The organism is Geoalkalibacter ferrihydriticus DSM 17813 (assembly GCF_000820505.1).
GTDB classification, from domain to species: domain Bacteria; phylum Desulfobacterota; class Desulfuromonadia; order Desulfuromonadales; family Geoalkalibacteraceae; genus Geoalkalibacter; species Geoalkalibacter ferrihydriticus.
Map to the genome: position 1 here is coordinate 84294 of NZ_JWJD01000005.1, position 19612 is coordinate 103905.

Annotated in this window: 16 protein-coding genes and 1 other RNA gene; 10 read left to right on the top strand and 7 right to left on the bottom strand. The window is 59.0% G+C overall.

The window, feature by feature from the left end; all coding sequences use genetic code 11:
* Window positions 1-46: 46 nt before the first annotated feature.
* Window positions 47-610 carry a LutC/YkgG family protein gene (locus tag GFER_RS12570; RefSeq protein WP_040100038.1) on the bottom strand — a complete coding sequence of 188 codons (564 nt, stop codon included), beginning with the start codon at window positions 608-610 and terminating at the stop codon, window positions 47-49.
* 402 nt (window positions 611-1012) lie between these two features.
* Between GFER_RS12570 and GFER_RS12575 the strand changes: the two genes are divergently transcribed.
* The 3 genes from GFER_RS12575 to GFER_RS12585 all read left to right on the top strand — a co-directional run bounded on the left by GFER_RS12575 (window position 1013) and on the right by GFER_RS12585 (window position 5590).
* The gene (locus tag GFER_RS12575) at window positions 1013-2707 is read left to right on the top strand and encodes an L-lactate permease (RefSeq protein WP_040100039.1); all 1695 of its coding nucleotides are present in this window, start codon (window positions 1013-1015) and stop codon (window positions 2705-2707) included.
* Between the two features lie 158 nt (window positions 2708-2865).
* Window positions 2866-4299, top strand: a complete 1434-nt coding sequence (locus tag GFER_RS12580) for an FAD-binding oxidoreductase (protein ID WP_052446373.1) — start codon at window positions 2866-2868, stop codon at window positions 4297-4299.
* Window positions 4286-5590, top strand: coding sequence for a (Fe-S)-binding protein (locus tag GFER_RS12585; protein WP_052446374.1), 1305 nt, complete (start codon window positions 4286-4288; stop codon window positions 5588-5590). The genes GFER_RS12580 and GFER_RS12585 overlap by 14 nt, the downstream gene beginning before the upstream one ends.
* Before the next feature lie 58 nt (window positions 5591-5648).
* Here GFER_RS12585 and GFER_RS19525 read toward each other — a convergent pair whose 3' ends face one another.
* Window positions 5649-5918 (bottom strand): GSU3128 family (seleno)protein, encoded by a 270-nt coding sequence (locus tag GFER_RS19525; RefSeq protein ID WP_268746209.1) that lies wholly within the window; start codon window positions 5916-5918, stop codon window positions 5649-5651.
* A 363-nt stretch (window positions 5919-6281) separates the two neighbouring features.
* Between GFER_RS19525 and GFER_RS12590 the strand changes: the two genes are divergently transcribed.
* On the top strand, window positions 6282-7874 hold the full coding sequence (locus GFER_RS12590; protein WP_040100040.1) for a PAS domain-containing sensor histidine kinase: 1593 nt from the start codon (window positions 6282-6284) through the stop codon (window positions 7872-7874).
* 271 nt (window positions 7875-8145) lie between these two features.
* Here GFER_RS12590 and GFER_RS12595 read toward each other — a convergent pair whose 3' ends face one another.
* Together GFER_RS12595 and GFER_RS12600 are read right to left on the bottom strand one after the other, a co-directional pair.
* Window positions 8146-8994 (bottom strand): rhodanese-like domain-containing protein, encoded by an 849-nt coding sequence (locus tag GFER_RS12595; protein WP_040100041.1) that lies wholly within the window; start codon window positions 8992-8994, stop codon window positions 8146-8148.
* A gap of 32 nt (window positions 8995-9026) precedes the next feature.
* The gene (locus GFER_RS12600) at window positions 9027-10157 is read right to left on the bottom strand and encodes an NAD(P)/FAD-dependent oxidoreductase (protein ID WP_040100042.1); all 1131 of its coding nucleotides are present in this window, start codon (window positions 10155-10157) and stop codon (window positions 9027-9029) included.
* Window positions 10158-10322: 165 nt separating this feature from the next.
* Here GFER_RS12600 and GFER_RS12605 point away from each other — a divergent pair, with 165 nt between their 5' ends.
* Entirely contained in the window at window positions 10323-10610 is a 288-nt protein-coding gene (locus tag GFER_RS12605; protein ID WP_040100043.1) for a hypothetical protein, read from the top strand.
* Between the two features lie 148 nt (window positions 10611-10758).
* Here the strand turns inward: GFER_RS12605 and ssrS are convergent.
* Window positions 10759-10942, bottom strand: a non-coding RNA gene (gene ssrS / locus GFER_RS18315) — 6S RNA.
* A 112-nt stretch (window positions 10943-11054) separates the two neighbouring features.
* On the opposite strand from ssrS, the gene ettA reads away from it, so the two are divergent.
* A complete protein-coding gene (ettA, locus tag GFER_RS12610; protein ID WP_040100144.1) occupies window positions 11055-12734 on the top strand; it encodes an energy-dependent translational throttle protein EttA in 1680 nt (559 codons plus the stop codon).
* A gap of 86 nt (window positions 12735-12820) precedes the next feature.
* On the opposite strand, the gene htpX is transcribed toward ettA, so the two are convergent.
* On the bottom strand, window positions 12821-13705 hold the full coding sequence (htpX, locus tag GFER_RS12615; RefSeq protein WP_040100044.1) for a protease HtpX: 885 nt from the start codon (window positions 13703-13705) through the stop codon (window positions 12821-12823).
* Between the two features lie 611 nt (window positions 13706-14316).
* Between htpX and GFER_RS12620 the strand changes: the two genes are divergently transcribed.
* Both GFER_RS12620 and gltA read left to right on the top strand, forming a co-directional pair.
* A complete protein-coding gene (locus tag GFER_RS12620; RefSeq protein ID WP_040100045.1) occupies window positions 14317-15147 on the top strand; it encodes a sulfide/dihydroorotate dehydrogenase-like FAD/NAD-binding protein in 831 nt (276 codons plus the stop codon).
* A 12-nt stretch (window positions 15148-15159) separates the two neighbouring features.
* Window positions 15160-16572, top strand: a complete 1413-nt coding sequence (gene gltA / locus GFER_RS12625; RefSeq protein WP_040100046.1) for an NADPH-dependent glutamate synthase — start codon at window positions 15160-15162, stop codon at window positions 16570-16572.
* 300 nt (window positions 16573-16872) lie between these two features.
* Here gltA and GFER_RS12630 read toward each other — a convergent pair whose 3' ends face one another.
* On the bottom strand, window positions 16873-17523 hold the full coding sequence (locus tag GFER_RS12630) for an OmpA family protein (protein WP_040100047.1): 651 nt from the start codon (window positions 17521-17523) through the stop codon (window positions 16873-16875).
* A 226-nt stretch (window positions 17524-17749) separates the two neighbouring features.
* On the opposite strand from GFER_RS12630, the gene gatC reads away from it, so the two are divergent.
* Together gatC and gatA are read left to right on the top strand one after the other, a co-directional pair.
* Complete coding sequence (gatC, locus tag GFER_RS12635) at window positions 17750-18037, top strand: Asp-tRNA(Asn)/Glu-tRNA(Gln) amidotransferase subunit GatC (protein WP_040100048.1); 288 nt, start codon at window positions 17750-17752, stop codon at window positions 18035-18037.
* Window positions 18038-18073: 36 nt separating this feature from the next.
* A complete protein-coding gene (gene gatA, locus GFER_RS12640; RefSeq protein WP_040100049.1) occupies window positions 18074-19531 on the top strand; it encodes an Asp-tRNA(Asn)/Glu-tRNA(Gln) amidotransferase subunit GatA in 1458 nt (485 codons plus the stop codon).
* Window positions 19532-19612: the final 81 nt, after the last annotated feature.

Genomic DNA, 19612 nt, shown 5'->3' on the forward strand with positions numbered 1-19612 from the left:
CGTTATCCCTTGTCAGGGGCGCGTCCTGGTGCGCCCGATCCTCTTCCTAATTCTCCAGCGGATCCTCGGAAATCCCTTCCAGCAGCAGGATGTGCAGTTCACAGGGACCGTGCACGCCGATGGTCAGCACACGTTCGATGTCGGCGGTGCGGCTGGGTCCGGAAATGTAGGCGAGAAAGCTGCGTGGCGTTTGTTGCTGCAGGCGGCGCAGAGGTGCGACGGCAGCCAGACCGTCGGCGACAATTTTTCGCGGGTCGAGGAGGACGAAATGGCGCGTGGGCAGGGTCGTGGCCAGGCGCGTCGCTTCAGCGGTGCTTTCCAGTACCACCGTGCCGGTATCGGCAATGGCGAAATTGGCGCCGGTGATACCGGCGGCCGCGGCGGGCGCCTGGGTGCGGGGCTGGTGGGTGGCGATGTCGCTGCCACGCTCGCGCAATCCCCTGGCCAACCCAAGGCGCTCAAGGCTGGGACTGGGTGCGAGCAGCACCAGCCCGCCGGCCTGCATATGGATGTAATCGGCCGCGGCGGAGGCATCGCGCATGGGGAGAACTTTGGCGCCGACGCGCGATGCCGCTTCGCTGAAACCCTGCACAAGCTTTGCGTCAATCATAAAAACTCTCCGGGAAGAATGGTCATACCACTATTTTGGGAATCCTATCTTGGGGAAGCTGTTCTGTCAACGGCAAACAACGTTTTTGATGCATTTTTCTTTCTGTAAATAGCCGCTTTTACGTGATTTCAACAGCTTTTGAAGCAATCAGAACGTGATTTGAATTTTGTGTTGACAGTAACACGGGATGTAGGTAAGAATTTTAAAAGGTAAGGCCATTTGGATTTTAGGGCTCTGCTACCCTGGTCCATTTTCGCGTGGAAAGGATCTTTGCCTCATGAATTTGCTGCTCTCGCTGTTTCCCATCGTTTTGCTGATCTACCTGATGCCCCAAACCCATATGTTCCACCTTCGCAAGATATTCCAGAAGTACAATTAATCTTTTTCGCAAGGGGAAATTTTATGTCACCAGGGATCCAGGCATTACTTGCAGGAACACCAATTATTGTCGCAGCCGTGCTGCTCGTTGGCCTTCAATGGCCGGCGCGACGGGCCATGCCCATCGTTTATCTCACAGCGGCAGGCATCGCACTGTTCTTTTGGGAGATGAGCTTTAACCGTGTTCTCGCCTCAACGATTCAAGGGTTCATTGTTACGGTCGCAGTGCTTTGGATTATTTTCGGTGCGATCATGCTGCTCAATACTCTTCAGAATTCCGGCGCCATTTCAACAATCCGGGCGGGCTTCACTAACATCAGTCCGGATCGACGCGTTCAGGTTCTTATTCTGGCGTGGCTTTTCGGCTGCTTCATCGAAGGAGCTTCAGGTTTTGGCACCCCGGCAGCCATCGCTGCGCCATTGCTGGTGGCTATTGGTTTTCCAGCCCTGGGTGCCATCATGGTTGGCATGATGATTCAATCAACACCGGTATCCTTCGGCGCGGTCGGAACCCCAATCATCATCGGGGTGACCAATGGGCTGGACCATATCGCCATCGGAAACCAACTCACCGCGACCGGCTCAAGCTGGGAAGCCTTTGTGCAAATCATTACTTCAGAAGTCGCTATCGGCCATGCTATCGTCGGAACCCTGATGCCACTGCTGATGGTCATGATGCTTACCCGATTTTTCGGCAAAAACAAGAGCTGGAAAGAGGGGCTGGCCATGGCGCCATTCGCCCTTTTTACCGGTCTGGCCTTTGCTGTTCCCTACGCTCTTACCGGGATCTTTCTCGGCCCGGAGTTCCCTTCTCTCATCGGCGCCCTGTTCGGCATGGCCATTGTTGTGCCGGCAGCCAGGAAAGGCTTCCTGACACCAAAAACGGTTTGGGACTTTGCTCCACAAGAAGAGTGGCCGAAGGCGTGGTTTGGTACGATTACCCCCAAAAAACCCAGTCTTGATGAGCGAAAAATCTCCCTGCCTATGGCCTGGACCCCGTACATTCTGGTGGCCTTGATTCTGGTTGCCAGCCGGGTCTTTCCCGCTCTCAAGTCCGCGTTGCTCAGCCTGTCATTCGGCTGGCGAAATATTCTTGGCGAAGCGGGTGTCAGCAGCAGTATTGAACCACTCTATCTGCCCGGAGGAATTTTATTGTTTGTCTGCGTGCTGACGCTGTTCCTGCACAGGATGAAATTCTCCCAGTTTACCGCTGCTGCCGGGTCTGCCGGAAAAACTCTGCTCGGCGCGGGATTTGTTCTGATGTTTACAATCCCGATGGTGCGGATTCTTATCAATTCAGGGATCAACGGCGCTGATCTGGTATCCATGCCCGTGGCCATGGCCGATTATGTGGCGGTAACCTTTGGTTCCGTCTATCCGTTCTTTGCTCCGACAGTTGGTGGCCTTGGGGCATTTATCGCCGGTTCCAACACCGTTAGCAACATGATGCTCTCCCAGTTCCAGCTTGAAGTGGCAAACGCCCTGAGTGTTTCAGGCGCGGTGATGCTTTCCCTTCAGGCAATGGGCGCAGCAGCCGGAAATATGATCGCTATCCATAATGTGGTCGCTGCTTCGGCAACTGTCGGGCTGCTCGGGCAGGAAGGCAGGACGATTCGCATGACGATTATTCCGACAACGTTCTACCTGATTGCCCTTGGCATCCTGGGCCTTGTGGCTGTGTATGTCCTTGGTCTGACGGACCCGCTGATGGGACTGTAAGTATGCTCCCGTCAACGTTGGGTCTTTAAACGAACCCTGGTGCCCATGCTCATCTACGGAATGATCGCCGCGCTGGTCGGAATCTTCCTCATGTGAGAAAATGCGCGTTGATCTGAGTTTTTTTAGAGACACCTGCAACCTGAGCAAGGAGAACCCCCATGATTTCCTCGACCGCCATTGCCCACCTCAAGGAAAAGCTGGGCGACGCCAACGTGCTGCACGAAAAGGAAGATCTGCTCACCCTGGGCTATGATTCCACCCCCGGGGTGCATCATCTGCCCGAGGTCGTGGTCTACCCAACCACCACCGAAGAGGTCATTGCCGCCATGGAGATCGCCGAACGCGAAGGGCTGCCTCTGACGCCGCGCGGCTCAGGTACGGGGCTCTCCGGCGGCAGCGTGCCGGTCAAGGGTGGCATGGTGCTGTGCCTGACGCGCATGAACCGCATTCTGGAAATCGACGAGGAGAACCTCACCGCCACCGCCGAGGCGGGGGTGATTACCCTTGATCTGTTCAACGCGGTGGCGGCCAAGGGGCTGTTCTATCCCCCCGACCCCGGTTCTCAGAAGATTTCCACCCTGGGCGGCAACGTCGCCGAGAATGCAGGCGGGCTCCGGGGGCTCAAATACGGCGTCACGCGCGACTATGTGATGGCGCTCAAAGGGGTGCTCGCCGATCGCAGCCTCATCGCCACCGGTGGCAAAAGCGTCAAGGATGTCGCCGGCTACGGCTTCAAGGATCTGCTGGTGGGCAGCGAGGGGACACTGGGGATTGTGACCGAGATCACCGTCAAGCTGATTCCGCCGCCCCAGGACAAGCGCACCATCCTTGCCTATTTCAACGACGTGCGCACCGCCGGCGAAGCGGTGTCGCGCATCATCGCCGCCAAAATCATCCCCTCGACCATGGAGATCATGGATCGCGCGGTTATCAACTGCGTGGAGGATTATGTCAAGATCGGCCTGCCGCGGCAGATGGCCGCGCTCTTGCTCATCGAAGTCGACGGTCATCCGGCACCGGTTGCGGAAGAGGCCGCCGGGGTGCAGAAAATTCTTGAGCAGGTCAAAGCCGCCGAGATCCATGTGGCGCGCGATGCCGAGCATGCGGCAAGCCTTGCCGCGGCGCGCCGTACTGCGCTCTCGGCCCTGGCGCGGATGTCGCCCACCACTTTGCTGGAAGACGCCACCGTGCCGCGCTCTCGGTTGGCTGAGACCTTCAGTGAAATCGAACGCCTCACCGAGAAATACCGTCTCAAGGTGGGCACTTTCGGCCACGCCGGCGACGGCAATCTGCATCCGACAGTGCTCTGCGATGAGCGCGATCACGAGGAAATGGAACGCGCGCACGCCTTCTACAACGAACTCTACGAACAGGTGCTGGCCTGGGGCGGCACCGTGTCGGGCGAACACGGCATCGGTCTGGCCAAGAAGGAATACCTTGCGCGTCAGATCGGGCCGGGTGGCGTGCAGGTGATGAAACGTATCAAGCAGGTCTTCGATCCGCAGGGTATCCTGAACCCCGGAAAAATTTTCGACGAAGGCGATCCCTGTACGCAGGTGCATGTGGAGGAGGGTTTCCGTGTCTCGCACTGAACCGTTGGGAAATTTTACCGCCGAGGATGCTCCCCACTACGACGATGTGGTGCAGTGCATGCGTTGTGGTTTCTGCCTGCCGACCTGTCCGACCTATGCCCTGACCGGGCGCGAGCGCTCCAGCCCGCGTGGCCGGGTGGCGCTGGCGCGGGCCGTGGCGGAGAAGAAGCTTGAATTTACCCCGGCCATCAAGGAAGAGGCCTTTTTCTGTCTGGACTGCCGCGCCTGCACCACGGCGTGCCCGTCGGGAGTGCGTGCCGGCGAGGTGATGGAGATGTGCCGCAGCCAGGCCCATGCCTTCTATCCTCTGGGTAAGATGGGCAAGGCGTTTCGCGAGTTCATCCTGCAGAAGATGGTGCCCTCGCCCAAAATGATGGAAACCTCCATGCTGCCGACACGGCTCTATCAGCGTCTCGGCATTCAGTGGCTGGTGCGTCATCTCAAGGTGCTCAAGCTTGGCCCGGAGTGGATGAATAAAGCTGAAGGCATGCTGCCCGAGCTGGAAAAGCCTCTGCGGCCGCAATTGCCGGACATCGTTGCCGCACGCGGGGAAAAGCGCGGGCGGGTCGGTTTTTTCTTGGGTTGCGTCATGACCCTGATGTACCCCAATGTGTCACGCAACACGGTGCGTGTCTTGACTCACCAGGGTTTTGACGTGGTGACCCCCAAGGACACCAAATGCTGCGGCGCGCCGCATTTGTCCGAAGGCGATCGCGAAACCGCGCGTCAGCTGGCGCTGTTCAACCTCGATCTGTTTCTCGCTCAGGATGTGGATTACATCGTCACGGATTGTGCCGGTTGCGGGGCGGCCCTCAAAGAATACGAAGAACTGTTGGCGGAGCGTGCCGAACATGAGAAATTGAGCCGGTTTCGCGAAAAGATTCGCGACATTTCGGAGTTTCTCGTCGAAGTCGGCTTGCGCACGGAAGGATTGCAGGAGGTGCGCGCCCGCGTTACCTATCACGAGCCCTGCCACCTGTGTCACGCCCAGGGTATCAGTGCCCAGCCGCGTCAGCTCATCCGTCAGATTCCCGGCGTCGAGCTGCGCGAAATGCAGGAAGCAAGCTGGTGCTGCGGTTCGGCGGCCACTTGGGGGCTGAAGTTTTCCCAGGACAGCCAGAAGGTGCTTGATCGAAAACTTGACAACGTCAAGGCCAGCGGTGCTGATATTCTGATCACGGCCAACCCCGGTTGCCATCTGCAACTGGCCTGGGGAGTCCGCCAAGCCGGTATGCCGCAGGACGTGCTGCACCTCATGGAGCTGCTCGGTCGCGCCCTGCCGCCGGACTGATCCGGCAGCGCAAAGGTTTTCCTTTCTCGCCCGGCGGTTTTCTTCGCGCCGGGCATTTTTATTCCTCGGATTCTTCCTCCAGCCCCAGGCTGTCCATCATGTTCAATACAAAATTTTTGGCGCGTCCCGCCGGGGCGATGATGCCGTAGGCCAGAGCTTCCCTGAGTTCCGCCGCGCTTGCGCCCTGCTCCTTCGCGACCGCGAAGTGTTTGCCCAGTCAGTCGGGACAGCCCACCGCCACCGCGCAGGCGACCCGGATCAACTCTCGAGTTTTTACGTCCAACACTTCCTCGTATTCGAACTCAAAGACCTTTTTGCGGATTTTCATGCATACCTCCTTGATTGATAACCTGGATCTCACGGATTCAGGTATAAGAGACGGGTCCATGACAGTAGAAACAGACTAAAGCAATCCCGACCAAATGCAACCTTAGGGCTGAGTGCCCACTGCGCTTGATGAGAAAGAAAAACAAGGACAGGTTTCCAGGGGCGTTGCCTCAATTAGACAAGGCGGCGGGAAGGGATCTGCTGCCGCATCTTGAATGTCAGATCATCGCGCATCGGTTGTTGTTGTGCTGAAGGTACGGAGCGCAAAAGAAAACGGTCGACGCGGGGTTTACTTTTTCTGATTTTTGGTTCTACTTATCATATAAGGTTTTTACCGGCCCGCCACACGCCAAGGGGAACATTCATGGATGTTGCAAGAGAAATGGACCTTCTGGGGTATCTCGGAATGGACAGCCGCTTTGCGCGCAGTCTGGTGGAGACGGCGCAGATCGTCATTCTGGTGCTCGATGCGCAGGGACGCATCGTCTATTTCAACCCCTACACCGAGCGCTTGACCGGTTATTCCTTGCCTGAGGTGCGCGGGCAGGATTGGTGTGAGCTTTTCGTCCCGCAGGCGGAGCGTGAAAAGATTCAACAGTTGCTGCAGGAGGTGGTGGCAGGAACGCCCGGCCGCGGCAACGTCAACGGTGTAATGACGCGGGGCGGGGCGGTGGTGCAGGTTGAATGGCACGACGATCTTTTGCGTGACGCGAGCGGCCGCCTCCTCGGGGTGCTCAGCATCGGCTGCGATATTTCCGCGCGGCTGGCCTGTGAACGTTCCCTCGAAGATCACCGCCGCCAACTGGAAGCTCAGGTGGCGGAGCGCACCGCGGATCTGCTGGAGGCCAACCGCCAGCTTAAACGCGAAGTCGCCGCGCGCCGACGCACGGAGAAAAATCTCGCACAGACCTCCTTGCAGCTTGAGACCATTCTCGATGCCATCCCCGATATCATCGGGGTGTTGCGCCCTGATTTCAAAGTAGAGCGTTACAATCGTGCCGGCTATGAGTTCTTCGGCCTCGAACCCCAGGATGTGATCGGGCGGCATTGCTACGGCCTGATCGGCCGGGAGGAATCCTGTGATGTGTGCCCCGCGCGCGAAGTGCTTCAAACCAGCAAGCCGGCCAGCAAAGAGGTCTACGACGCGGAACGGAAACGCTGGTACGATGTGCGCGCCTATCCGGTGTTCGGACAAAAGGGGCGCATCCGCTACATCATCGAGCATCTGCGCGATGTCACCCGCGAACGCGAGGTCGATCAGCTCAAATCCGAATTCATTTCAACGGCCGCTCACGAATTGCGCACGCCCCTGGCGGCGGTGACGGGGTTTTCCGAACTGCTTTTGGTACGTGGCGATCTCTCCGCCGACGAGCAACGCGAGTTTCTCAGTTATATCCACGATAAATCCTGGGCCCTGACCCGCATCGTTGAATCCCTTCTCGATATCAGCCGTGCCGAATCGGGCAGGCACCCGCCTCTCAATCCCTTTCCCTGCCGGGTGGGTGATCTGATACGGCAGGTCGAGCCGGTCTTGGAGGCGGGCTCTAAGGGGCACGATTATCGGTTCGAATTGGAGGATGAGGATTTTGAACTGATCGTCGACCGTCAGCGCATCGGCCAGGTCCTGGAAAATCTGGTGACCAACGCCCTTAAATACTCACCGAACGGCGGGTTGATCAAGATCCGCGGGACGCGCGGGGAAGAAGATTACCTGATAACGGTCAGCGATCAGGGGATCGGCATGACACCCGCCGAGGTGGAACGAATCTTTGATAAGTTTTATCGTGCCGACAGTTCCAATTCCGCCGTCTCCGGCATCGGTCTGGGGATGAACATTGTTAAGACACTTGTGAAAGCTCATGGCGGGCGAATTTGGGTGGAAAGCAGGCCCGGGGTAGGCACCAGTGTTTCTTTTACTCTGCCGTTGGAGTTTCCAGGCCTGGCGCCGCAGGGCTGAGGAGAGCTGGTGCCCCGTGCGGTTAATCCTGCCTTCTAATTCTGGCTCTTTTCGGCGCTGCCTGCGTTGCGCCAACTTGACTTAGCGTACGGCTAGGCCTGCGTTGGCGACGCCTTGACAGCACCAAAAATACCTCAGAATTATTTGACACGACNGGCGCTGCCTGCGTTGCGCCAACTTGACTTAGCGTACGGCTAGGCCTGCGTTGGCGACGCCTTGACAGCACCAAAAATACCTCAGAATTATTTGACACGACTAACCGCACGCGACACTAGCGGCTGCTGATCAAGCGCTCCAGGCGTTCGGTGAGCGCGCGCAGGTGAGACTGCTCTTCTTCGGCGAGCCGGGAGAAAAGCTCACGGCTTTTCTCCTCCTTGAGATCGACGCGCAGCAAAAGGTAATGATCGTAGGCGTTGGCCTCCATGCCCATGGCGAACTCCACAATGGCCTCCGGTGACTTGTCCTGCAGCCAGATTAGAACTTCGCTCAGTAGCAGTCCGCCTTCAACATAGACTTCGTCTGCCGCCTCTCCCACCACCGACCGGGGGAAGTCTTCTTCAGGCATGTTGCCTGTCAGCTCTAGAAACGCAGCCGCCAGAGCCGCCTTGTGGTCTGCTTCGACGGCGGCCATGCGGCGCATGAAGTGCGCTGCTTCGAGTTCGTCAATCATTTCGGCCGCAGCGGCGTAAAAGGCGCGGCTGCCTTCTTCGAGCATCCAGGCCAGGGCCAGGTGTTGCACCGGCGTCTGTTCGGATGAGAACCGCACGCGTTGCGCCGCCGGATCCCCCTCGACGACGGCACCCTGCCAGGCGCGGATGCCTCCATCCATGTTGTATGCTCTGTGGAAGCCTCCTTGGATCAGGGTGGCCGCCGCAGCGCGACTGCGTGGTCCGGCGGTACAATAGGTGATCGCTGTTTTGGCCGCATCAAGTTCCGCGAGGCGTTCGCGCAGCTCATGAATGGGAATCAGCAGGGCGCCGGGCAGGTGCCCTTGTTCATATTCCCTGGGTTGGCGCACATCGATCAGATAAAACTCCTCGGGATTATGTTCCAGCAGAAACCTGCGAACCTCATCGATGCTCATGTTGGGGATGGGCCGGAAAAAATCGAAAAATCCCATGGTAGTTCTCCCTCTCTCGCCCCCCCCAGGGGTCAGACGATTTCCGTGGCGTCTTCGGCTTCTCCGCTCACTTGAAAGCGACGCATGAAACGGTGATCGATCCAGTTTTTAAGATACAAGGCGCCGGCGCCGTTTCCGGTGAAGGGGCCGCGCACGGCAATGCCTGTGCCGTCCCCCATATTGAGTATCACCAGAAAATTTTTCTGCGGACGATATTCCTGTAGTTCCTCGTCCTCAAGAGCCGCGCGCAGGTTGTGCAACAACACTGGGTTCTGCCGCACGGCATGAACGCCTACCCGAGGTAGCGAGTGACCCTTGAGGCTGATGCAGTCGCCGCCGCCGAAAATCTGCGGATCCGAGGTGCTTTGCAGAAAGGCGTTGACCTGCAGACCCCCGTCCTCGGCGACGGCCACATCCGAGTGACGAAACACCGGTGGCGGACGCACGCCGGTGGCGGCGAAGGCCAGATCGCAGGGCAGGGCGCGGCCACTTTCAAGGTGTATTTCGTCGTCGTCGACGGCAACGACGGATTCCTGCTCAAGAATGCGGATGTCGCGCTTCTCCAGGGAGTGGCGGGCCAGATCACGTGCGCGTCGGGGCAGCTTGCTCAAGAGTCCGCCGCCGGCCACCAGAAGGATCTCGCCCCGGCATTTTTGGGTGTCCAGCAGGTGGCGCAAGTTGCCGGCAATCTCAACCCCTGCCGGTCCACCGCCCACCACCACGAAACGCAGATTCTGCGCCGGGCGCGCGAGAATGTCGCGGCGGGCGCGGTAGAGGTTTTCGATGGGCTTGACCGGCACCAGGCGCGCAGAAGACAACCCCGCATCCCAGGCCAGGGTGCTGCCGATGTTGAAAGACACCAGATCGTAATCAATCCTGTTGCCCGACGCCAGGCACAGGCTGCGCCGACTTGCAGCCACCTCCAGCACCTGGTCCTGGAGAAAGACTCCGCCGCGCTCTTCAGCCATGCGCTGGATGTTGAACCGGGCTTCGCGGGGGCCAATGCTGCCTCCCAAAAGCCCCGGGCCCATGCCGGAATAATAGTGAAAGGGCGAAGGGCTGATGAGGGTGACGCGGTGGCCGCGTTTGACGAAAGTGCCCAACTTTAACAGGGTGGTCAGATGAGCATGTCCGCCGCCGACCAGTACCAAGTGTTTGCCCATAAAAACCTGTCTCCTCATGTTATTAGCATAGACAGCAACCCCGGCATGTCAATCGTTCTGCGCCCAGGAGTGCTGTTCCGGGCAGGGCTTATTGGAAATGGGGATTGACTCGCCGGGGAGATTTGCTACCCTGCCCGAAATCCATGGAGAAGAGGCCCTTTTAGCATGAATCACCTGATCATGACAGTCGATGCCGTAACCCAGGTCGCTATGCACCTGTTTGCCCTGACCATTATCTGGATCATCGTCGCGGGCCAGCGGGCCAAGGCCAAAAACCCGGAAGAACCCAAGGCCGAAGGATTCTGGGGTCGCGTCGACAACCTGTTGTTGTGGCCGCATCGTGAATACGCCCTGCGCAAACCCAACCATCTGCTGGTCTGGATCAACCTGATCTGTGCGGGGTTGACGCTGTTGGGGTTTGTCTTGCTGCTGCTTGCGCTCATCAGCCGGTAGGGTAAAAAAAAGCAGGAACTGCTTGACGTACCCCAGGCTGCGGCACCATCGCTTGCGGTGAAAGCTTGCTGCGGCGTGATTGGGCATTGCAGCTGAGTGGTTACAAAACACAAAGACCCCGTTCCGGGGAACGGGGCCTTTGTCTGAGCTGGTCTCCAGGATGCCGACGGAGTGCTGGAACATCTCGCCCTTCAACCGAAGGACTGGCCTCTAAAAATCGCTTCAGGCTTCCCGCTACGGGGCGGTCCTGCTCACCACGATTTTACGCGAGGTTAAAAAAAAACAGTGTCGACGAGGGTTTCCTTAACGTCGGTCGCGCATCCCAGAGAATCAAAGAGCGATGACTTTTTCTTTCTGAGAACATCTTAACAAAAGTTGAGGCATAAAACAAGGAAATTAATTTCCCCTCTTTTCCACTCTTTGCAGGAGGTCAAAAAGCACACCATGAGTAACGAAGCCAACAAGATCATCTATTCCATGATGCGGGTCGGCAAGTTCTACAACAAAAAGCCGGTTCTAAAGGACATCTCCCTGTCGTATTTTTACGGCGCCAAAATCGGCGTGCTTGGTCTCAACGGTTCGGGCAAGAGTTCGCTGCTGCGCATCATGGCCGGCGTCGACAAAGAATTCGTCGGCCAGGCGGTGCTGTCGCCCGGCTACAGCGTCGGATTTCTCGAGCAGGAACCGCATCTCGACGAGAATAAGTCGGTGCGCCAGGTCGTTGAGGAAGGGGTGCAGCAGACCGTCGATCTGCTCAAGGAGTTCGAGGAAATCAATCTTAAGTTCGCCGAGCCGATGTCCGACGACGAGATGAACGAGCTCATCGAGCGCCAGGGCGAGGTGCAGGAACAACTCGACGCACATGACGCCTGGGATCTCGACAGCCGTCTGGAGATGGCCATGGACGCCCTGCGTTGCCCGCCCGGCGATGCCTCGGTCAAAGTACTCTCCGGCGGTGAAAAGCGGCGCGTCGCCCTGTGCCGCTTGCTGCTGCAAAAGCCCGACATCCTGCTGCTGGACGAGCCGACCAACCACCTCGACGCTGAAACCGTAGCCTGGCTTGAACATCACCTGCAGCGCTATGAGGGAACTGTCATCGCCGTTACTCACGACCGCTATTTTCTCGACAACGTTGCCGGCTGGATTCTCGAACTCGATCGCGGCGAGGGCATTCCCTGGAAGGGCAATTACTCGTCCTGGCTGGAGCAGAAGCAGGAGCGTCTGCGGCGCGAGGAAAAAACCGAGAGCGAGCGGCAGAAGACTCTAGAGCGTGAACTTGAATGGGTGCGCATGGCGCCCAAGGCGCGCCACGCCAAAAGCAAGGCGCGGATTTCGGCCTATGAAAAACTTTTGAGCCAGGAGGCGGAAAAGCGCGGCCGCGATCTGGAACTCTACATCCCGCCGGGTCCGCGCCTGGGCGATGTGGTCATCGAGGCGCAGGGCGTGAGCAAGGGTTATGGCGACCATTTGTTGTTCGACAACCTCTCCTTCAGCCTGCCCCCGGGTGGCATCGTCGGCGTCATCGGACCCAACGGCGCCGGCAAGACCACCCTGTTTCGCCTCATCACCGGCCAGGAGCAGCCCGACGCCGGCACCTTTCGTACCGGCGAGACGGTGAAGTTGGCCTACGTCGATCAGAGTCGCGCCCTGGATGCCGATAAATCCATCTGGGAAGAGGTCACTGGCGGTCAGGACACTCTGACTCTCGGCAAACAGCAGGTCAACAGCCGCGGCTACGTGGCGCGCTTCAACTTCTCCGGCGCCGACCAGCAGAAGAAGATCGGCACCTTGTCCGGCGGCGAGCGCAACCGCGTGCATCTGGCGAAAATGCTCAAGGAAGGCGCCAACGTTCTCCTGCTGGACGAGCCGACCAACGATCTTGACGTCAATACCTTGCGCGCCATGGAAGAAGGCCTGGAAAACTTTGCCGGCTGCGCGGTGGTCATCAGCCACGATCGCTGGTTTCTCGACCGCATCGCAACCCACATCCTCGCTTTTGAGGGCGACAGCCAGGTGGTGTACTTTGATGGCAACTACTCGGAATACGAAGCGGACTACAAGAAGAGAAAGGGCGCCGTGGCCGACCAGCCGCACCGTATCAAGTACCGCAAGATGGCGCGGTAACAGAAAGCCTTACAACTGAGCTGCAACGACAAAGGCCGGATCCCCAGCGGGATCCGGCCTTTGTCGTTGCTTGCATCAAGGGTTGATTACTTGTAATTCTTGAGTGCTTCGATGCGCTCCTGCAGGGGCGGGTGGGTCATGAACAAGCGCTTAATTCCCTGGCTGCGATTGCCGGAGATGCCGAAGGCGGCCATCTGATCGGGCAGGTGCGGTTGGTTGACGCTCCTCTGGAGTTTTTCCAGGGCCGAGATCATCTTTTCGCGGCCGGCCAGGTGGGCGCCGCCGGCATCGGCGCGGAATTCGCGCTGACGGCTGAACCAGAAGACGATGGTGCTGGCGAGAATGCCGAACACGATCTGGGTGACGATGGCCGTGACGTAGAAGGCCGGGCCATGGCCCTGCTCGGTCTTGAACACCACGCGGTCGATAAAATGGCCCACCACCCGCGAAGCAACGATGACAAAGGTGTTGACCACCCCCTGGATGAGGGCCAGGGTGATCATGTCGCCGTTGGCCACATGGCTCACCTCGTGGGCCAGCACCGCTTCGGCCTCATCGCGATCCATGGAACGCAGCAGGCCGGTACTCACGGCGACTAAAGCGCTGTCGCGACGGGCGCCGGTGGCAAAGGCGTTGACGTCGGGGGCGTCGTAGATGGCGACCTCGGGCATGCCGATGCCGGCGATCTCGGCCTGCTTGCGCACGGTCTGCACCAGCCAGGCTTCGACGTCGTTGCTCGGCGATTTGATGACCCGGGCGCCGGTGAGGCGCTTGGCCGTCCATTTAGAGATGGCCAGCGAAATAAGTGAGCCGCCGAATCCGAACACCGCAGCAAAGATGACCAGATTGTACATATCCAGGCCGACGCCCTGCTCATCGAGAATGCGCCCGACCCCGAGCAGGCTCAGTACCAGGCTCAGGACGAGAACGATCGCCAGGTTGGTAATAACGAACAGCATGATTCTTTTCATCTTTTTTCTTCCTCCGTGAAAATATTGTCGCGGGCTCGAAGCTAAAACAGGGTGGTACGGCTCCGACGCCGTTGCCGCAAATGGCGAAACCGCCTGTGGCGCATCCCGGGGATGGCACGGCGGCACTATTTATTATGGTGTTCGTGGCGCGGGTGTCAAGAAAAACCGAGATAAGGATGAGGGCGCCTGCTGCCGAGGGGGCTTTGTGCCATCGGGGTGAAGACAGTAGGATAACAGTATTTCGGTTCAGCTTAGACAATGAATGTTTTTAAATTTTTTTACCAGGCTGGCCAAATGCCACAAAGACCGGTTAAGGAAGCGAAAATACAGCCTATTTATGTATACACCGGTCGACAAGTGCCGACAAAACCTTGTTTAAGAAACTCCGTTAGACGAAAAACCATTGAAAAACAGATGGTTAAGGGTTGAAGATGATGTGTAGACAAATGTTTCCGGGATGATTTCGACACCCCAAAGGAGTGCGCGATGTTGGAAAGTTTCTCCCTCGCCTTATCGTTTTATACTTCTCTCCTGATTCTTTCGCAGATCCTCCGGTGGGCTGAGTGCCGCCGCGTTCTGGGCTGAATCCCTTTCCCCGTTTTGGAGTGGCTATGTTTGAGGTCCTGAACAATGAAATTCTCGCCCCGGGGCTGCATCGTATGCTGCTGCGTGCTCCGCGCATCGCCGCCGCGCGTTGCCCGGGGCAGTTCGTCATCGTGCGCAGCGCTGCGGGTGAAGAGCGCATTCCCCTGACCATCGGCGATGCCGATGAGGATGCCGGAACCATCACCCTGTTCGTGCAGGCCCTCGGCGCCGGTACCCAGAAGATTGTCGCCGTTGAACCCGGTGGTTATCTGCGTGATGTCGCCGGACCTCTGGGCCTGCCGACCCATATCGAAAACTGGGGACGGGTGGCCTGTGTCGGCGGCGGGGTCGGCACCGCGGTGCTCTACCCCCTGGCCAAGGCGCTGGCTGCCGCCGGAAACCAGGTGACGACCATCATCGGCGGACGCAGTGCACCGTTTATCATTCTCGAGGAGGAACTCGCGGCTTTTTCCGCGCAGGTGCGGGTCACCACCGAAGATGGCAGCCGCGGCCGCCAGGGGTTTGTCACCCTTGAGCTGGAGAACCTTATGGCAAGTTCCGCCAGCCGTCCGGAGGTGGTCTTCGCCATCGGACCCGTGCCCATGATGCGCGCGGTCGCTGAACTGACCCGCCCGCAGGCGATTCCCACCATCGTCAGCCTCAATCCGATCATGATCGATGGCACCGGCATGTGCGGCGGATGCCGGGTGGTGATTGGTGACGAGGCCAAATTCGCCTGCGTCGACGGCCCGGAATTTGACGGCCATCTGGTGGATTTCCAGAGTCTCGGCGATCGTCTGAGCATGTACCGTGACCATGAGGATCAGTGCCGTATCGGCCTGCATCAAGAAAACTGAGGGTTTTGAGCTATGTTGAACAATCTGAGCGCAAAAGAGCGCATGGCCATTGCGCGGGAGAAGATGCCTGAGCAGGATGCCGAAGTGCGCAGCCGCAATTTCACCGAAGTCAACCTCGGCCTCACTCTGGAGCAGGCGGTGCGCGAGGCGCAGCGCTGCCTGATGTGTAAAACTCGCCCCTGTGTCGCCGGCTGCCCGGTCGCGGTGGATATCCCCGCCTTTGTCACACATCTTGCGCAAGGAGATCTCGCTGAGGCGGCGCGGATTCTCATGCGCGACAACGCGCTGCCCGCCGTTTGCGGTCGGGTGTGTCCACAGGAAGTGCAGTGCGAAGCCAAGTGTGTCCGCGCCAATCGTGGTTTGCCGGTCGCCGTGGGTTATCTGGAGCGCTTCGTTGCCGACTGGGCCATGGCCAATGACGCCGAGTTGGCTGCCGCCGCTCCTGTTGCTCCCAGCGGTAAAAAGGTTGCAGTCGTTGGCTGTGGGCCGGCGGGGCTGACCGCCGCCGGTGAGTTGGCGGGACAGGGTCATGCGGTCACCATTTTTGAAGCCCTGCACGACACCGGTGGTGTGCTGCGTTACGGCATCCCGGAATTCCGTTTGCCGAAGAACATCATTGATGCCGAAGTTGCGCGCCTGGTGCGCACCGGGGTTGACATCGAATGCAATGTCATCGTCGGCAAGACCTTGACTCTTGGACAGTTGCGTGCGCAGTTCGATGCCGTGTTTATCGGCAACGGCGCAGGACTGCCGGTGATGCTCGGCATTGCCGGTGAGAACCTCAAGGGCGTCTATTCCGCCAATGAATATCTGACCCGCGTCAACCTCATGGGTGCCGGGCAAATCACCGACAGTGCCACCCCGATCATGCGCGGTCGTCACGTGGCGGTGATCGGCGGCGGCAACACCGCCATGGACTGTGTGCGGACCGCGCGGCGTCTCGGCGCGCAGCGCGCGATGATTGTGTACCGCCGTGGCGAGAGCGAGATGCCCGCGCGGGTCGAGGAAATCCATCATGCCAAACAGGAGGGGATTGAGTTTGTCATGCTCACCGCGCCCCTGGCGGTGCTGAGCGATGATGCGGGTTGGGCGCGCGCGCTACGCTGCCAGAAAATGGAGTTGGGCGAACCCGACGCTTCGGGACGGCGGCGCCCCATGCCGGTGGCGGGCAGTGACTTCGAACTGCCGGCCGAAGTGGTGGTCAATGCCCTCGGAACCCGCGCCAATCCGCTCCTCACAGCGACAGAGCCCGAACTCAAGCTCAACAAGTGGGGCAATATCGAATCGGACGAAAACGGCGCGACCAGCCTGCCGGGAGTCTTTGCCGGCGGCGATATCGTGCGCGGCGGGGCCACCGTGATCCTCGCCATGGGTGACGGCAAGCGCGCCGCGGCGGCGATTGACGCCTATCTGAAGCGCGCCTGAACCTTGGAGGACAAAAAGGCCGAAAGGACTTCAGGTCAACAGGGATGAACAGGATAAACAGGATGAATTTCGCGAGAATAATCTCCGTGTTTTTCTCTGGAAATCTTCTCGGTCCTGCTGAAATAAGCGGCGGGAATTTTTGATTTAGAATATCCGTTCAGCTGCAAAGGCCGACAGTAGCCTGCGGTGCATGCAGAACAGTTGGGATTTAGAAAGAAATCCCGTCAAGATCGGATGCAAAAAGGCCCGTGCAACCGGATGGTTGCACGGGCCTTTTGTTATGCGCTAAAAGGGTCGGGCTCAGCCCTGCGGGGTGATGGTGATTTCCACCCGGCGATTGAGCTGGCGGCCGTAGTCGGTACTGTTGTCGGCGATGGGGCGGCTTTCGCCGAAGCCGATGGTGTTGATGCGCATGGCGCTGACGCCGTTGCTCACCAAGGCGTTTTTTACGGCCGCGGCGCGGCGCTCGGACAGTTGTTGGTTGTAGGCTTCGCTGCCGGTGCTGTCGGTGTGTCCGGCGATCATGAGATTGGTCTGGGGATACTGATTCAGCACGTTGGCGACTCGATTGATTTCGTCGTAAGCCCCAGGTTTCACGCTTGCCGAATTGACATCGAAAAGAATGTCGGATCTGAACGTCAGGGCGATGGTGTTGACGTTGCGCTGTACGTTGGCACCCTCGACTCCGGCCACTGCTTGTTGAAGAGCCGCTTCCTGCTGCTCCATGTAGCGTCCGATGGTGCCGCCGGCCATGCCGCCGACGACCGCGCCGATGCCGGCGCCGATCAAGGTGCCCTTGGTGTCACCGCCGATGGCTTGACCGAGGCCGGCTCCTGCGGCGGCCCCTACGCCGGTGCCGATGGCGGCGCCGGACTGAGTTTTGGTCGGCGGCTGGGCGCAGCCGGCTGCGGCGAGTGCCGCAATCATCAGTAGAACGATGATTTTTTTCATGGTGGTTAATCCTCCTGTTAGAATGGTGCTGTGGTCACATTTAAATGTATTATACTCCGATGTTTCCACGCTGCATAGCACCAATGGTATGGCCGTCGCCCCATATCGGTCGATGTCGGGTCGTCGTGGCCCTGCGCATGCCGGTCTTAGTCCTTGATAACCCTGCCCCCGGCATGTTAATTTTCCCATTTTTGCAGGAAATCTTGTTGCTCAGGAGCGATCAATCATGAAAATTACCTCGGGTGAGGTGGAAAAAGTTGCCGGACTGGCGCGGTTGGCCCTGTCGGCAGACGAGATCCAGGCGCTTACCAGCCAGATGGACGCTATTTTATCCTATGTCGATAAGCTCAACGAGCTCGACGTGGCCGACATCGTGCCGACCGCTCATGCCGTGCCCGTGGAAAATGCCCTGCGCGACGACCAGGTGCGGCCCTCCATCGGACAGGACAAAGCTCTTAAAAATGCTCCGGCGGCGGTCAATGGTTGTTTTCGTGTGCCGCGTGTCATCGAGTGACGAGGCAAGGATGACAGATGAAATGGAGACTTGTGCATGTCATTGATTGATCTTTCTCTGGTTGAAATGCAGCAACAGCTCGCGGCGCGCAAGGTGTCTTCCGTAGAGCTGACCCGCGCTTTTCTTGAGCGCATCGCGGTGACCGACGAGCGGGTGAACGCCTTTATAACGGTCTGTAATGAGCAGGCGTTGCAAGCGGCCGCGCGTGCCGACCGTCGCATTGCGGCGGGAGAGGCAGCGCAACTCACAGGCATCCCTGTCGCCCTCAAGGATATCTTTAACAGCGAAGGGATGCTGACCACCTGCGCCTCGAAGATTCTCGCCAACTATGTCGCCCCCTACGATGCCACGGCTGTGGCGCGGCTCAAGGAGCAGGGCATGGTGATTCTCGGTAAGCTCAACATGGATGAGTTCGCCATGGGTAGCTCCAATGAGAATTCGGCCTACGGTGTGGTGCGCAATCCCTGGAACCTGGAGACGGTGCCCGGTGGCTCCTCGGGAGGTTCGGCGGCAACCATCGCCGCGCGTCAGGTGCCGGCAAGTCTCGGCACCGACACCGGAGGCTCCATCCGTCAGCCCGCCGGCCATTGTGGAGTGGTGGGGCTCAAGCCGACCTACGGGCGCGTCTCGCGTTACGGGGTCGTGGCCTATGCCTCCTCTCTTGATCAGGTCGGGCCGCTGGCCGGCAATGTCGAGGATTGCGCGCTGATGTTGCAGGCGGTGGCGGGTTATGATCCTCTCGACTCGACCTCGGTCGACATGGCTGTTCCAGATTACCGCGCCGGGTTGCGCGACGGGGTCAAGGGGCTCAAAATCGGTTTGCCCCGTGAGTATTTCATCGAAGGCCTGGATGCCGATGTCAAGCAGGCCCTGGACGAAGCTCTTGCTGTTTATCGCGATCTCGGCGCGGAGATCATCGAGATCAGCCTGCCCCACACCGATTATGCCCTGGCCTGTTATTATCTGGTTGCGCCGGCCGAAGCGTCGAGCAACCTGGCGCGTTATGACGGGGTGCGCTACGGCGTGCGCGCCGAGCAGGCGCAGAATCTGCTCGAAATGTATACCCAGAGCCGTGCGGCGGGTTTCGGCGCCGAGGTCAAGCGGCGCATCATGCTTGGCACCTATGCTCTGTCTTCAGGTTATTACGATGCCTACTATCTGAAGGCGCAGAAGGTGCGCACCCTGATCCGTCAGGACTTTCTCGACGCCTTTGAAAAGTGCGATGTGGTGCTGACGCCGGTGGCCCCGACCCCGGCCTTCCGCATCGGCGAGAAAACCGATGATCCTCTGCACATGTACCTCTCGGATATCTTCACCATTCCGATAAATCTGGCCGGTACCTGTGGGCTGGCTCTGCCCTGTGGCTTTTCCGCGACCGGCCTGCCCATCGGCATGCAACTGGCGGGCAAGCCCTTCGATGAGGCGACCTTGTTGCGTGCGGGCCATGCCTTTGAGCAGGCGACGGACTGGCACAAGCGCAAAGCGCCGCTGTGATTGGGCCGTAGGGGCGACGCATACGTCGTCCTGACCCTTGCCGCGTCGTCCAGGGCAAGGCATGCCTTGCCCCTACAATAG